The sequence below is a fragment of the Clostridia bacterium genome (assembly GCA_017554615.1).
GTDB lineage: Bacteria > Bacillota > Clostridia > UMGS1840 > HGM11507 > SIG450.
In genome coordinates, this window is record JAFZHY010000026.1 from 1 (window position 1) to 14,682 (window position 14,682).

Here is a 14,682-nt window from a genome sequence, read left to right on the forward strand (position 1 = left end):
CTTTATATATCCTTCTTCAAGTAATATTTCTGCTATTGATTTCTTTAAATTAGACGCCGGAATGTCAACTGAAAGATGTCTTGCTGAGTTAGCATTTCTTATTCTTGTTAACATATCAGCGATTGGATCTGTGATTTGCATTCGTCATGCCTCCTTCCGTTTAAATAAGACTGTCAAGCCTTATCTCTTACGCAACATAATTTTTACCAACTTGCCTTTTTAACACCAGGAATTTGTCCTTTGTAAGCTAATTCTCTGAAACAAATTCTGCAGATGCCAAATTTTCTAAGATATGCATGCGGTCTTCCGCAAATTTTACATCTATTATAAAATCTTGTTGAAAACTTAGGTGTTCTTTGTTGTTTTAAAATCATCGCTTTTTTAGCCACTATTAAGAACCTCCCTTCAGGTTAGTTTTTAGCAAATGGAGCGCCCATAAGAGTTAATAACTCTTTTGCTTCTTCATCTGTTTTAGCGGTAGTAACAAAATTGATGTCCATACCTCTTAATTTTTCAATTTTATCGTATTCGATTTCAGGGAAAATAAGCTGTTCCTTAAGTCCCATAGAGTAATTACCTCTTCCATCGAATGAGTTAGGGTTAATTCCTCTGAAGTCTCTAACTCTTGGTAGTGCTACGTTAAATAATCTGTCAAGGAATTCGTACATTCTCTTGCCTCTTAATGTAACTTTGCAACCAAGTTTCATTCCTTCTCTAACCTTAAAGTTTGAAACTGATTTTTTCGCTGTTGTTATAATAGGCTGTTGACCTGTTATAATAGCAAGTTCTGAAACAGCAGCATCTAAAAGTTTGGAATTATCTTTAGAATCCCCGGCTCCGATATTGATTGTTATTTTATCAAGTTTTGGAATTTCCATAACATTTTTATAACCGAACTTTTCTTTAAGTGCTTTCGCAACTTCGTTCTTGTAGTATTCTTCTAATCTTGCCATAATTGTAAATCCTCCTTCCCAAACTTTTAGTTATCAATAACTTCGTTACATTTTTTACAGAATCTAACTTTTGTGCCGTCTGCAAGAACTTTTTTACCAACTTTTGCAGCGTTTTTGCACTTATCACAAACATACATAACTTTAGAAGCACTGATTGGAGCTTCCTGTTTAACGATACCGCCAACATCTCCCTGCTTTCTTGCTTTAGTATGTTTTGTAGCAATGTTGATACCTTCAACAATTACTTTACCTGTTTTAGGCATTACAACAAGAACTTTACCTTCCTTGCCTTTATCCTTACCGGATATAACCTTAACAGTTTCACCTTTTTTAACGTGAATTTTATTAATCATCTCTAATTTACCCCCCTTACAGTACTTCAGGTGCAAGAGATAAAATCTTCATGTATTCTTTATCACGTAGTTCTCTTGCAACAGGGCCAAAAATACGGGTTCCTTTAGGGTTTTTATCATCTTTGATGATAACTGCCGCATTTTCGTCAAATTTTATATATGAGCCGTCGGCTCTGCCAACGCCTTTTTTAGATCTTACGATAACTGCTTTAACAACTTCGCTTTTTTTCACAACTCCGCCGGGTGTTGCTTTCTTAACAGTAGCAATGATAACATCGCCAACGTTAGCGTACTTTCTTTTAGAACCACCCATAACTCTGATGCAAAGAAGTTCTTTAGCGCCGGTGTTGTCAGCAACTTTTAATCTTGTTTCTTGCTGGATCATAATTATCCTCCTTCTTTTACTAAGTTAGGATTATTTTGCTTTTTCGATTATTGAAACTAATCTCCATCTCTTGTCTTTAGATAGAGGTCTTGTTTCCATAACCTTAATTCTATCTCCTACTTTACATTCATTGTTTTCGTCGTGTGCTTTAAGTTTATATGTTCTCTTAACAACCTTTCCGTATAAAGGATGCTTAACGCTATCAACCACAGCAACAACAACGGTTTTGTCCATTTTATCACTTACTACTATACCTACTCTAGTTTTTCTGAAATTTCTTTCGGACATTTTAAACCCTCCTTACTGAATTAGTTAGCGTTTTTGATTTCCCTCTCACGAAGGACTGTTTTAATCTGCGCTATATTTTTCTTAACTTCCTTTATTCTCATAGGATTGTCAAGTTGGTTTATTTCTAATTGGAATCTTAAATTGAATAATTCTGATTTAAGTTCAGCTAATTTTTGATTTAATTCAACATCAGCCATTTCAATAATTTCATTAAACTTCACTGACTTCACCACCCTCTGATTGTTCACGAGCTATGATTTTACACTTAACAGGTAATTTATGCATAGCAAGTCTTAATGCTTCTCTTGCAACTTCTTCTGAAACCCCTGCAATTTCAAACATAACTCTTCCAGGTTTAACTACAGCCACCCAGTATTCAGGTGAACCTTTACCACTACCCATACGAGTTTCAGCAGGTTTTTCTGTTATTGGTTTGTCAGGGAATATTTTAATCCAAACCTGACCACCTCTTTTTATATAACGTGTCATAGCTATTCTGGCTGCTTCAATCTGATTTGAAGTAATCCATGAAGGTTCAGTCGCTACTAAACCAAAATCACCGTAAGCAACTTTGTTACCTCTTGTAGCAACACCTTTCATTCTGCCTCTCTGAACTCTACGACGTTTAACTCTTTTTGGCATTAACATTATTATTTTCCTCCTTCCGCTTGAGCTTTTGCTCTCTTGTTTTCAGGAAGAACTTCACCTTTGTATATCCAAACTTTAACGCCTATTTTACCATAGGTTGTATCTGCTTCCCAGAAACCGTAGTCAATGTCAGCTCTTAAAGTCTGTAGTGGAATAGTTCCTTCATGATAATGTTCACATCTTGCGATTTCAGCACCGCCTAAACGACCTGAAACTGCAGTTTTGATACCTTTTGCTCCCATTTTCATAGTTCTTTGCATACACTGTTTCATCGCTCTTCTGAAAGATATTCTCTTTTCAAGCTGAGCAGCAATGTTTTCTGCAACTAACTGTGCGTTCATATCAGGAACTTTGATTTCAACGATGTTTATGTGAACGTCTTTGCCGATTAATTTTTTAACATCTGCTTTTAACTTTTCAATTTCTGCTCCACCTTTACCGATGATGATACCAGGTTTAGCAGCATGAAGAGTAATTAATGTTTTTTCCTGTTTCTTTTCAATTTCGATTTTAGCAATACCGGAATTGAATAATTTTTTCTTTAAAAATTTTCTGATTTTATAATCTTCAACCAAACTGTCTCCGAAATCTTTGCGGTTAGCAAACCATTTGGAATCCCAGTCTTTGATTATTCCGACTCTAATACCATGGGGATTAACTTTCTGTCCCATAATTTCGCCTCCTTATTACTCTTTTTCTGCAACAACAACAGTTATATGGCTGGTTCTTTTGTTAATTCTGAACGCTCTACCCTGTGCTCTTGGCATAATTCTTTTAAGAATTGGACCAGGATTTGCATATATTTCTTTTACATATAAATTGTCAGCAGTCATATTGTGATTTGTTTCTGCATTTGCAATAGCAGATTTTAATAATTTTTCAACAATTGGAGATGCAGCTTTAGGAGTTGTTTTTAAAATACCGATCGCTACTCCTACTGGCTTATTTCTGATTAAGTCTATTACTATCTTAACTTTACGCGGAGAAATTCTCGCATAACTAAGCTTTGCTCTTGCTTCCATTGTTTAGTCCTCCTTTCATAACCGTAAAAAATCAGTTAATCTTATACTATCTAGCACCGGTTTTGGAACCTGCATGGCCTTTGAAAGTTCTTGTAGGTGCGAATTCACCTAACTTGTGTCCAACCATATCTTCGGTTACATAAACAGGAACGTGTTTTCTGCCGTCATAAACAGCGATTGTATGTCCAATGAATTCAGGGAAAATTGTGGATGCTCTTGACCATGTCTTAAGCACTCTTTTTTCTCCTTGAGCATTCATTTCTTCTATTCTTTTATATAGTTTAGCGTCAACGAAAGGTCCTTTTTTCAAAGATCTACCCATTTGACAACCTCCTCTCTTATAAAAACCGAAAAGTTATTATTTAGCATTTCTTGCCTTAACAATAAACTTACTACTTTGTTTTTTCTTACTTCTGGTTTTAAGACCAAGAGCTGGTTTACCCCAAGGAGTAACCGGTGCAGGTCTACCGATAGGTGATTTACCTTCACCACCACCGTGAGGGTGATCGCAAGGGTTCATAACAACACCTCTAACGGTTGGTCTCCAACCAAGATGTCTTTTTCTTCCGGCTTTACCGATAGAAACGTTTTCGTGGTCAACGTTACTAACCTGACCAATAGTTGCTTTACATACTGTAAGCACCATTCTAACTTCGCCTGATGGAAGTCTAACCTGTGCATATTTACCTTCTTTAGCCATAAGCTGAGCAGAGTTACCTGCACTTCTTACTAACTGAGCGCCTTTTCCTGGTGCTAATTCAATGTTGTGAATTATTGTACCAACAGGAATGTTTGCGATTGGTAATGTGTTACCAGGTTTGATATCTGCAGAAGCACTTGAAATAACAGTGTCTCCAACTTTAAGACCGTTTGGAGCGATGATATAACTCTTAACTCCGTCTTCATACTGGATTAAAGCGATAAATGCGCTTCTGTTTGGATCGTATTCAATAGTTAATACTTTTGCAGGAATATCTAATTTATTTCTTTTGAAATCGATAATTCTGTATTTTACTTTGTTTCCGCCGCCTCTGTGTCTTACAGTGATTCTACCGTAAGAGTTTCTGCCGGCAGTTTTCTTTAAGTTAACCAACAATGATCTCTCAGGTTTTACCTTTGAAAGTTCAGAATAATCTGTAACTGTCATAAATCTTCTTGAGGGAGTGGTTGGTTTATAACTTTTTATAGCCATAATTTTTCATCTCCTTATCTTATTTATAGGATTTATGCTACGCCATACTTTCAAAGAATTCGATAGACTTACTGTCAGCAGTAAGAGTAACAATGGCTTTTTTGTAGCTTGGTCTTCTACCGGTATGAACTCCTACTCTTTTCATTTTACCGGTAACGTTAACGGTGTTAACGCTTTTTACTTTAACGCCTTTGAAAACAGTTTCGATAGCGTTTTTGATTTCTATTTTGTTAGCATCTTTAGATACTTCGAAAGTATATTTCTTATCTGCGATACCTGACATACTTTTTTCAGAAATTATTGGTCTTCTGATAATATCGTGTGCATACTTCATTATGCGTACACCTCCTCTAATTTCTTAACAGCATCAAGAGTGATAACAAACTGTTCGCAGTTTAATACATCATAAGTATTAAGTGAAGTAGAAAGAGTTGTTTTAACATCCGGAATATTGTTTGCGGATTTAACAACAAAATCATTCTTTTCATTTAAAACGATTAATGCTTTTTTATCAACTTTTAAGTTAGCAAGCATTTTAACCATTTCTTTTGTTTTGTATTCTGCAACAGCAATATTATCAACAACGATAATGTTATTATCTATTACTTTGCTTGAAAGAGCAGATTTTAAAGCAACCTGTCTTAATTTTTTGTTTAAGCTGTATCTGTAGCTTCTTGGTTTAGGACCTAACGCAACACCGCCACCTGTCCACTGTGGAGCACGGATAGAACCCTGTCTTGCACGGCCTGTTCCTTTTTGTTTCCAAGGTTTGATACCGCCGCCTCTAACTTCAGTTCTTGTTTTAGTGCTTTGTGTACCCTGTCTGGAGTTTGCTAAGTGGTTAACAACTACAGCGTGCATAGCATTGTTATTTATTTCAACGCCAAATACTTTATCGCTTAATTCGATATCTCCAATTACTTTACCTTCCATATTATATAAATCAACTTTAGGCATGGTAATCCTCCTTTCTCAATTAATCATTTATTTCTTAACTGAATCTTTTATAATTAAAATGCCGCCTTTAGGACCAGGAACTGAACCTTTAACTAATAATAAGTTTTTGTCAGCCATAACTTTAACTACATCAAGATTCTGAACTGTAACTTTTACATTACCCATGTGTCCAGGTAATTTCTTTCCTTTATAAACTCGGGATGGAGATGAACAAGCACCCATTGAACCTGAGCTTCTGTGGAATCCTGAACCGTGAGTCATAGGACCTCTGTGGTTGCCCCATCTTTTGATAACGCCTGCGAAGCCTTTACCTTTAGAAGTTCCTGTAACGTCGATTTTGTCGCCGTCAGCAAAGATATCTGCTTTAACTTCGTCGCCAACGTTTAATGATGAGCAGTCATCAAGTCTGAATTCTCTTAAGAATCTTTTGTAGCCAACTCCTGCCTTGTCATAATGACCTTTAAGCGGTTTGTTAACTTTCTTTTCTTTCTTGTCGGAAAAACCTAACTGTACAGCTTCGTAACCGTCATTTTCCACTGTTTTCTTTAAAACAACTGGGCAAGGACCAACTTCTACAACTGTTACAGGAATAAATTTTCCGTTTTCATCGAATAACTGGGTCATACCCAATTTTTTACCGATAATTCCTTTTTGCATTTTCTTTTACCTCCTTGGTTATTGGTTGACTTATGCCAACTTGACCTTCGTGCCTTTCATAAAATATTTAAAAGGCATCGTTTAAACTTTAAAAATTAAAGTTTGATGTTGATTTCTACACCTGCAGGCAAATCAAGCTTAGTTAAAGCTTCAAGTGTTTTAGGTGTTGGACTTAAAATGTCGATAAGTCTTTTGTGAGTTCTCATTTCGAACTGTTCACGAGAATCTTTATACTTATGAACCGCTCTTAAGATAGTTACTACTTCTTTTTTAGTTGGTAGCGGAATAGGTCCTGAAACCTTCGCTCCGGTTCTTTTAACAGTTTCAACTATCTTTTCAGCTGACTGATCGATAAGCATATGATCGTACGCTTTAAGTCTGATTCTGATTTTTTCGTTTCCTGCCATTTCTGTTATACCTCCCTTAAGATTATTAGGTACGACAGTAAAAACTAATAACTCCGCCGTGTGTTTCGCTCTCATCCATTTTAAAACCCGCTTTCGATTTAACAAGCGGGTAAGCATAGATAACGCGCAAAAAAGGCATAGATTGCCTAATCGTTGCATGAGTTTATATAGTGCCTGCCGCCCGGTTTAAAATCGGACATACTCCATGGAAAAACCGGCTTTCGCCGCAACCTCCCACTTCATCGCATAATATTTTTTACTAACCCATTTTACCTTATATATCAAGGTTTTGCAATAGTTTTTTCAATATTTTTTTAAAAAATATAAACTTTGTATACTTGCACAATTATTTTCGCTATTTATATGTATTCTTTTGTGCATATTTACTATAATTTATTAAAAAATTGATTTTTTATGGGTGTAATGTTATTATAATATATATAAAATGAAAAATAAAGGGTTTTATTATGAAAAAAATAATTGTAAACTCGAATGATGCCAATCAGAGAGTAGATAAATTCTTAAGTAAATATTTAAAAAATGCACCGATGTCAGTTATATATAAAGCAATAAGGAAGAAAAGAGTTAAACTAAACTCTAAAAGATGTGATATATCCACAAGGCTTTCAGAGGGGGATGTTCTTGAACTTTATATAAACGACGAATTTTTTGAAGTAAAAGAAAATGAAAGAGATTTTTTAAAAATTACTCCGAATCTTGATATCGTGTATGAAGATGAGAATATTATGCTTATAAATAAAAATCAGGGGATAATAGTTCACAGTGATGAAAAAGAAACTTTCAACACTCTTATAAACCATATTCTTTCATACCTATATATAAATAAGGAATATGACCCCGACAATGAACATTCCTTTAAACCTGCTCTTTGCAACAGGATAGACAGGAATACTTCGGGAATTGTTATGGCTGCTAAAAATGCGAAGACGCTGAATTTAATGAATGAAAAAATTAAAAACAACGAAATTCAGAAATATTATCTTTGCATAGCACTTGGAAAATTTAAGAATAAATCAGGGATATTAAAAGATTTTCTTATAAAAGATGCTTCTACAAATACCGTTAAGGTTATAAAGGAATATAAAAAAGGAGCAAAAGAGATTATCACCGAATACAGAGTTTTAAAGGAAGCAAATAATCTTACTTTGGTTGAAGTGCATCTTATAACAGGAAGGACCCACCAGATACGCGCCCACATTGCATCCATCGGCCACCCTCTTTTGGGAGATACAAAATATGCGCATCTTTGTGATATGCCTGTTAAAAGCAGAAAACAATATCTTTGCTCGTATAAGACATATTTTGATAAAACAGATGAAGAAAATCATCTTTCATACTTAGAGGGAAAAACCTTTGAAATAAAAGACCCTCATATTTTAGGCGATTTTGAAAAATTTACCATATAAAAACTCTTGATTTTAGTATGAATATATGTTATTATTAATAATAATTATTGATACTGATAAGGAGAATACATATGATACAAAGAAGATTTTCAAAACAGAGGCAGATTATATATGATATGATAGTAAACAACCCTGTGCATCCCACTGCGGACTACATATATAATTTTTTAAAAGGGGAGTATCCTGAATTAAGTCTTGGCACAGTATACAGAAATCTTAATGTACTGACTGAAATGGGGCTTATATTAAAAATAACTTCCCAGTCTGACAGTGAGCATTATGACGCAAACACCTCCAACCATTATCATCTTATGTGTGAGGAGTGTAATAATATTTTTGACTTATCCGTTCCATATCTTGACAAGATAGAAGAGGACGCACAAACAAACTGCAAACATAAAATAAAATATCACAGCCTTGTGTTTACAGGAGTTTGCGAACATTGTATAAATGAAAAATAAATACTACTAAAAGTAATATACAAAAAAGCCACAGTTTTCACTGTGGCTTTTTAATATTAAAACTAAATTGTTAACTGGTCGTATCTTACCTGAGCGGCATTACATACTTCAACAATTTTATCAGCGCCTAATCTCTTCGCTTTTGCTACCCATTCGTTCCATTCTTTGTCACCTAAGTTATTAAGAACATATTTGGTTGCAAATTCTTCGGCTGCTTTAGAGATACCTGCTGAATACTGAGAACTGATTTTTCTTTCTTCAGGAGTGAAGCTTAAAACTGGGTCCTGCGGTAAGTATCCGCCACCCTCTTTATTATTCATCATATCCTGTGCTTCCTGTTCTCTTGCGGTAAAGTCATAGTAAGAACTTCTTCTGTCAAATCTCTTATACACACCTGAGATATACATACCATATTTTTCTTCAAGGTCGTTAATACTTACCCCTCTTTTACCTTCAAAGCCGATATATTCAGCTCTTCCGTCTTCTCTTAGGTTATAAGTAACACCTTCTATACCCATTGTAAGAAGCTGAGCACCTGAATCAGATAGTAAGTAGTCGCATAATTTTAAGCTAAGAAGTTCAGTAGGACCTGATTTAATACAAGAGCCCATACCTGTTTTAGCCAATGTTACAACTTTTCCGCCGATAGGATATCCGTATCTTAAATCATAGCCAGGAACAGTTGAAGAATCTGTGAACTGGTCAAGTCTTCCTATCCAGTCCCATGTAACAAACGCTTTGTCAGCCTGAGTCATCTTATTTGTCCAAGCATTCTGAGTTGCTGTTAAGAATTCAGGGTCTAACAGTCTTTCATTATATAATAATTTGATAAAGTCAAGAACTTCTTTAAATTTAGGGTCTATACATCCGTATTTCCATGAACTTGTTTCTTCATCGAAATACATATTGTAACCGTTAAGTCCCCAGCTGTAACCGATATCTCTGAAAATTGTTGTCTGGGTTTTTGATGCAAACGGTGTAGAGTTAGGATATAGTCTCTTAAGTTCTCTTAAAACTTCGATGAAACTATCTTTATCGTGCCACATCTCAATACCGTGTTTATCAAAGATATCTTTACGGTAAAGCATACCGTGGTTTACATCACGGTTGATATCATAAATAGGGAACATATATAACTTTCCGTCAGGAGACATATAGTTTTTAATTGTTCCTGCTAATCCTCTTTCTTCTGCTTCGTCAATAAATATCTTTTTAAAGTTAGGAAGGTCATCTTTATATGCTAAAGTGTTAGCAAACGCTCCCTGATGACCGAAATCATTAACTTCATCTGTTGAAAAACCTGATGGATATAAGATTTCAGGCATTTCTTCTTTAGTAGCGATAAGAACTTTTGCCTTTTCTTTATATGTAGCAACAGGAACAGCCTGAACCTGAACATTAATACCTGTTCTTCTTCTTAGTTCATTGATAATAACACTGTCGTTATTAGATGTAACATCTGTTGCACAAAGGATACGGATAGTTGTACCCTCTTTGTCAAGCGGCAATTTTAAAGAACCATAGTCGCCGATTTTTGAAGGGCTTAGTTCGGATCTTGATGCTATTTCAATGCCGCCAACAGTTCTGTTACCTGCACAGCCTGCAAAAAGAGAAACAACCATTGCAAGACATACAAGAAGTAAAATTGCTTTTGAGAATCTTTTCATTTTCATTCCTCCCATTTATTTAAAACTTGTAACCATATTATAACATACTGATTTTGAAAAGAAAAGAGTTTTTTAACATTATAAATAAAAAAAGAAAAGGCACTCTTTAAAAGTGCCTTTCCATTTTTTATGATTAAATTAGATGTCTAACTGGTCGTATCTTTCCTGAGCTTTGTTGTACTGTTCTGCAACTTTGTCTGCTCCAAGGCTCTTAGCCTTTTCAACCCATTCGTTCCATTCTTTTTCGCCATAGCCGTTAAGAATGTATTTAGTAGCGAATTCTTCAGACGCTTTTGCAAGGCCAGATTCATACTGAGATCTGATATCTCTTTCTTCTGCTGTGAAAGCAAGTACTGGATCGATTGGCATATAACCGTCTTCTTTACTGTTCATAAGATCCTGTGCTTCCTGTTCTCTTTCAGTGAAGTCATAGTAAGAACTTCTTCTGTCAAATCTGTGGTATACACCAGCGATATATAAACCGTATTTAGCTTCTAAGTCGTTGATACTTACACCTTTTTGTCCTTCAAAGCCGATATAGTCTGCTCTTCCGTCTTCTCTTGCATTGTATGTAACGCCTTCGATACCCATTGACATAAGCTGTCCGCCTGAGTTAGATAGTAAGTAGTCGCAAAGTTGTAAGCAAAGAAGTTCAGCAGGGCCTGATTTAACAACAGAACCGTTACCTGTTCTTCCTAATGTAATAACTTTACCACCGATTGGGTTACCATATCTTAAATCATAACCAGGAACAGTTGAAGAATCTGAGAACTGGTCAAGTCTGCCTATCCAGTCCCATGTAACAAACGCTTTGTCAGCCTGAGTCATTTTGTTTGTCCAAGCATTCTGAGTTGCTGTTAAGAATTCTGGGTCGATAAGTTTTTCGTTATACATTACCTGAATGAAATCAAGAACTTCTTTGAATTTAGGATCTATACATCCGTATTTCCATAGACCTTCTGCTTCATCGTAGTACATTTCCATACCGAATAAGCCCCAGCTGTAACCGATATCTCTAAAGATTGCAGTTTTTGTTTTAGATGCGAAAGGTGTAGAGTTAGGATATAATTTCTTAAGCTCTCTCATAGCATTAAGGAAACTTTCCTGATCGTGCCACATTTCAATACCGTGTTTATCAAAGATATCTTTACGGTAAAGCATACCATGGTTAACATCACGGCTTACATCGTATACAGGGAACATAAATAACTGTCCGCTGGAAGCCATTGAGTTTTTAATAGCCCCTCCGATACCTCTTTCTTCTGCTTCATCAATATAATATTTTTTGAAGTTAGGTAATTCGTCCTGATATTTTAAAATGTCAACAAATGCGCCCTGCATACCTAAATCGTTGATTTCATCAGGATTGAATGTTGTAGGGTGGATAATTTCAGGCATATCTTCTTTAGTAGCGATAAGAACTTTTGCTTTTTCATTATAAGAAGCAAGAGGAACTGCTACGATCTGAACGTTAATACCTGTTCTTCTTCTTAATTCCTTAACAATTGGACTGTCATTATTAGTATCAACATCTGTTGCACAAAGCATACGGATTGTTGTACCCTTGTTGTCAAGCGGTAATTTTAAAGAACCGTAATCGCCGATAATAGCAGGATCAAGTTCTTCTTTTGATGCAGTTTCAATGTCAACATATTCAAGACCGTTATCTCCACAGCCTGCAAACATTGAAGCAACCATTGCAAGACATACAAGAAGTAAAATTACTTTAGAAAACTTTTTCATTTTTCTTCCTCCTTTTTTACTTATAAAAAATTCTACTGTAATTATATCACATAGATTTTAAAAAGAAAAGAGTTTTTTATTTTTTATTTTCAAAATTTTTTAAAGACAATAAAAGCAGGCATCAGCCTGCTTTCATAAATGTTTTATTATACTTTAACTCCTGTATTTACCATTTCTATATTCTTGTTAGGACATCTGTTAAAGCACATACCACAGGCAACACATTCATCACCGTGGATTTCTATTTTATCTTTTTTAGGGTTGTAAATTGCAAACTCACTGCAAATTGTTTTACATAGTTGGCATCCTTCTCCACAACCGCATTTTAAGCAACGGCTTGCTTCTTTTATAGCATCTTCACAAGTTTCGATTACTGATTCTGCTTTCTTGGTATCGCCAAGGTAACCGTTTCTCTTAAGTACGTTTTCTTTCTTAACAGGAGTAACACTTTCAACACCTGTAAGTACTGCTTTATCTCCCATTAGTTCTTTATCAACTCTTGCTGCTTCGTTAACACCTTTTGCACAAGCAGCAACTATTGTTGCATTTTTGCTCCATGCATCTCCGTTATAAACTTCGTCGCAATTAATTGTAACAGTTTCTCCGACTGAGCCTTTAAATGTTGCAACTTTACCATCAAATGATACAAATTCAAGATTGTTGGCAAATTTAACGCCTTTGGCTTTTACTTCACTAATTAGTTCTTTAACGATTCCTCTGCCTTCTACCATACCGCTACCTGCGATAACAACAGAAGCAGCACCGTTAGATACAGCGTATAATGCTAAATCAAAAGCATTTTCGCCTTTGCCTGAAATAACAATGTTTTTTCCATTAACAACTGTATCTTCACCCATAAGAAGACCATATCCGCATTTAACATTTTCATTTATTTTAACTTCATTAGGTAAAAATCCATTAACAACAGCATCAAAACCGTTTGAAACATCATCTTTTGAATTAACTTCAAATTTAACGCCTTTATTTTTAAGGTCGTCAATTATTTCATTTAATACACATTCAGGAAGTCTTCCACTTGCAACCATAGTATTTAAAGAGCCACCGATAACAGCCTGTTTTTCAAATACTGTTACATCATATCCTGCTCTTGAAAGATCACATGCAGCAGAAAGTCCCATAGGGCCTGAGCCTAATACAGCAACTTTTTTACCGTTTGCAGGGATTGTTTCTTCTTTTTTATCCCAGCCTTCTTTTTTAGCCATTTGGAGAACGAATTTTTTAAGTTCACGGATTTTAACAGGTTCGCCGCCTTCTCCTCTTACACAAGCATCTTCACAAGGATGAGCACAAACATATGCACAAGCACCCTGAAGAGCACCTTTGGAGATTATAAGGTCGTAGGCTTCCTTAAATTCGCCTTTAGCAATTTTTGAAACATAAGCCTGAACAGGAACATGAAGAGGACAAGCCGCTTTACAAGGACCTGCAAGGTTAGGATTTATAATCTGAGCATAACCGTCATAAATAGTAAGTTCAGGTGCAGTTTTAAGTTCAGGAACAATTTTTCCACAGAAATCATCAATAGTTTTATATCCGTGTTTGTCCATATAGTCTTTCATACCTTTAATCATAGGACGAACAATGTCAAATCCACTGATTAGAGTTTCAGCACAAATACCAAGTAAGTTACCACCACAAAGTACCATTTCAACTGCGTCTTTCCAGTTTGTGATACCACCTGCAGCCATAATTTTAGGACCGTTACCGTTAACTTTTCTTATTTCGTATGTATCTCTTTGAGCAAGTGGTTTTAACCAGTTACCGCAGTAACAACTCATACTTGCTTCGTCCTGAAGATGATATATAGCCTTTTCAGGATGGTCTAAGTCTAAATCAGGAATACCAAGTCTGTTACCTGTACCACCGACTGCATCTGCCCCTGCTTCGTATAATGCAGCAGCGATTGTTGCAATCTGTCCGCCTTCAGGAGTTAGTTTTACAAATAAAGGAATAGAAATTACCTTTTTGATTTCACGAACGATTTCGGCAACTGCGTCCCCTTGCTGACCTAAACTTGCGCCTGTCTGTTTTGCAGCAGATTTACCTCCGCCACTTGTTAAACTAACATTATAAGACATATTAGGGCAACACATATTAAGCTCGATAATGTCTGCCCCTGCTTCTTCAAATTTTTTAGCCATATTAACCCAGCCTGAAACCCCTGCATCGCCTGCATATGTGATGTTTGCAAAAAGTTTAAGGTCTGTTAATACTTTTTTAGATTCTCTTACAAGTTCCAACCCCTGTTCAAAGGTAAGTCTTTTTTCTGCTGTAAATGCAAGTGCATTAGTTTCTTTGAACATTGCATAACGAGGTTTACGGTTGATATACGGTGCAGGGTCAATAGAAAGTTTGATACTTGCAGCCGCCCAGCCTGTTTCTTCTATTCTTTTAAGTTGTGCAACAGATTTTGTTGTAGGACCTGATGCAACAAAAAACGGATTTTTAAATTCCACACCGCCAACGGTAACAGGAATTCTGATATCATTTAACATAATTTA

21 protein-coding genes are annotated in these 14,682 nt (G+C 35.6%); 2 read left to right on the top strand and 19 right to left on the bottom strand.

Going from position 1 to position 14,682, the window contains the following annotated elements:
• The 16 genes from rpsH to rpsJ all read right to left on the bottom strand — a co-directional run.
• The coding region (gene rpsH / locus IKZ35_05820; GenBank protein ID MBR4893472.1) for a 30S ribosomal protein S8 at positions 1-141 on the bottom strand (141 nt) is incomplete at its 3' end.
• A gap of 62 nt (positions 142-203) precedes the next feature.
• Complete coding sequence (locus IKZ35_05825; protein ID MBR4893473.1) at positions 204-389, bottom strand: type Z 30S ribosomal protein S14; 186 nt, start codon at positions 387-389, stop codon at positions 204-206.
• 21 nt (positions 390-410) lie between these two features.
• The gene (rplE, locus tag IKZ35_05830; protein MBR4893474.1) at positions 411-953 is read right to left on the bottom strand and encodes a 50S ribosomal protein L5; all 543 of its coding nucleotides are present in this window, start codon (positions 951-953) and stop codon (positions 411-413) included.
• A gap of 26 nt (positions 954-979) precedes the next feature.
• The gene (rplX, locus tag IKZ35_05835) at positions 980-1,303 is read right to left on the bottom strand and encodes a 50S ribosomal protein L24 (protein ID MBR4893475.1); all 324 of its coding nucleotides are present in this window, start codon (positions 1,301-1,303) and stop codon (positions 980-982) included.
• Positions 1,304-1,322: 19 nt separating this feature from the next.
• Positions 1,323-1,691 (bottom strand): 50S ribosomal protein L14, encoded by a 369-nt coding sequence (gene rplN / locus IKZ35_05840; GenBank protein ID MBR4893476.1) that lies wholly within the window; start codon positions 1,689-1,691, stop codon positions 1,323-1,325.
• Between the two features lie 30 nt (positions 1,692-1,721).
• Positions 1,722-1,979 carry a 30S ribosomal protein S17 gene (rpsQ, locus tag IKZ35_05845; protein ID MBR4893477.1) on the bottom strand — a complete coding sequence of 86 codons (258 nt, stop codon included), beginning with the start codon at positions 1,977-1,979 and terminating at the stop codon, positions 1,722-1,724.
• A gap of 20 nt (positions 1,980-1,999) precedes the next feature.
• Positions 2,000-2,200, bottom strand: coding sequence for a 50S ribosomal protein L29 (gene rpmC, locus IKZ35_05850; protein MBR4893478.1), 201 nt, complete (start codon positions 2,198-2,200; stop codon positions 2,000-2,002).
• Entirely contained in the window at positions 2,190-2,627 is a 438-nt protein-coding gene (gene rplP / locus IKZ35_05855; protein MBR4893479.1) for a 50S ribosomal protein L16, read from the bottom strand. Before rplP ends, rpmC begins: the two co-directional genes overlap by 11 nt.
• Before the next feature lie 2 nt (positions 2,628-2,629).
• Complete coding sequence (gene rpsC, locus IKZ35_05860) at positions 2,630-3,298, bottom strand: 30S ribosomal protein S3 (protein MBR4893480.1); 669 nt, start codon at positions 3,296-3,298, stop codon at positions 2,630-2,632.
• 15 nt (positions 3,299-3,313) lie between these two features.
• On the bottom strand, positions 3,314-3,649 hold the full coding sequence (rplV, locus tag IKZ35_05865; protein MBR4893481.1) for a 50S ribosomal protein L22: 336 nt from the start codon (positions 3,647-3,649) through the stop codon (positions 3,314-3,316).
• A gap of 46 nt (positions 3,650-3,695) precedes the next feature.
• Complete coding sequence (gene rpsS, locus IKZ35_05870) at positions 3,696-3,971, bottom strand: 30S ribosomal protein S19 (GenBank protein MBR4893482.1); 276 nt, start codon at positions 3,969-3,971, stop codon at positions 3,696-3,698.
• A 36-nt stretch (positions 3,972-4,007) separates the two neighbouring features.
• Positions 4,008-4,841, bottom strand: coding sequence for a 50S ribosomal protein L2 (rplB, locus tag IKZ35_05875; GenBank protein ID MBR4893483.1), 834 nt, complete (start codon positions 4,839-4,841; stop codon positions 4,008-4,010).
• Between the two features lie 37 nt (positions 4,842-4,878).
• Positions 4,879-5,175 carry a 50S ribosomal protein L23 gene (gene rplW / locus IKZ35_05880; protein ID MBR4893484.1) on the bottom strand — a complete coding sequence of 99 codons (297 nt, stop codon included), beginning with the start codon at positions 5,173-5,175 and terminating at the stop codon, positions 4,879-4,881.
• Positions 5,175-5,798 (bottom strand): 50S ribosomal protein L4, encoded by a 624-nt coding sequence (gene rplD / locus IKZ35_05885; GenBank protein ID MBR4893485.1) that lies wholly within the window; start codon positions 5,796-5,798, stop codon positions 5,175-5,177. Before rplD ends, rplW begins: the two co-directional genes overlap by 1 nt.
• Before the next feature lie 27 nt (positions 5,799-5,825).
• On the bottom strand, positions 5,826-6,455 hold the full coding sequence (gene rplC / locus IKZ35_05890) for a 50S ribosomal protein L3 (protein MBR4893486.1): 630 nt from the start codon (positions 6,453-6,455) through the stop codon (positions 5,826-5,828).
• A gap of 95 nt (positions 6,456-6,550) precedes the next feature.
• Positions 6,551-6,862 (bottom strand): 30S ribosomal protein S10, encoded by a 312-nt coding sequence (rpsJ, locus tag IKZ35_05895; GenBank protein MBR4893487.1) that lies wholly within the window; start codon positions 6,860-6,862, stop codon positions 6,551-6,553.
• 467 nt (positions 6,863-7,329) lie between these two features.
• Between rpsJ and IKZ35_05900 the strand changes: the two genes are divergently transcribed.
• Complete coding sequence (locus IKZ35_05900) at positions 7,330-8,289, top strand: RluA family pseudouridine synthase (protein MBR4893488.1); 960 nt, start codon at positions 7,330-7,332, stop codon at positions 8,287-8,289.
• 71 nt (positions 8,290-8,360) lie between these two features.
• Entirely contained in the window at positions 8,361-8,750 is a 390-nt protein-coding gene (locus tag IKZ35_05905) for a transcriptional repressor (GenBank protein MBR4893489.1), read from the top strand.
• Positions 8,751-8,812: 62 nt separating this feature from the next.
• On the opposite strand, the gene IKZ35_05910 is transcribed toward IKZ35_05905, so the two are convergent.
• The 3 genes from IKZ35_05910 to IKZ35_05920 form a co-directional block, all read right to left on the bottom strand.
• Positions 8,813-10,417 carry an extracellular solute-binding protein gene (locus IKZ35_05910; GenBank protein ID MBR4893490.1) on the bottom strand — a complete coding sequence of 535 codons (1,605 nt, stop codon included), beginning with the start codon at positions 10,415-10,417 and terminating at the stop codon, positions 8,813-8,815.
• A 138-nt stretch (positions 10,418-10,555) separates the two neighbouring features.
• Positions 10,556-12,160, bottom strand: coding sequence for an extracellular solute-binding protein (locus IKZ35_05915; protein ID MBR4893491.1), 1,605 nt, complete (start codon positions 12,158-12,160; stop codon positions 10,556-10,558).
• Positions 12,161-12,306: 146 nt separating this feature from the next.
• Positions 12,307-14,676 (bottom strand): NAD(P)-binding protein, encoded by a 2,370-nt coding sequence (locus IKZ35_05920; protein ID MBR4893492.1) that lies wholly within the window; start codon positions 14,674-14,676, stop codon positions 12,307-12,309.
• Positions 14,677-14,682: the final 6 nt, after the last annotated feature.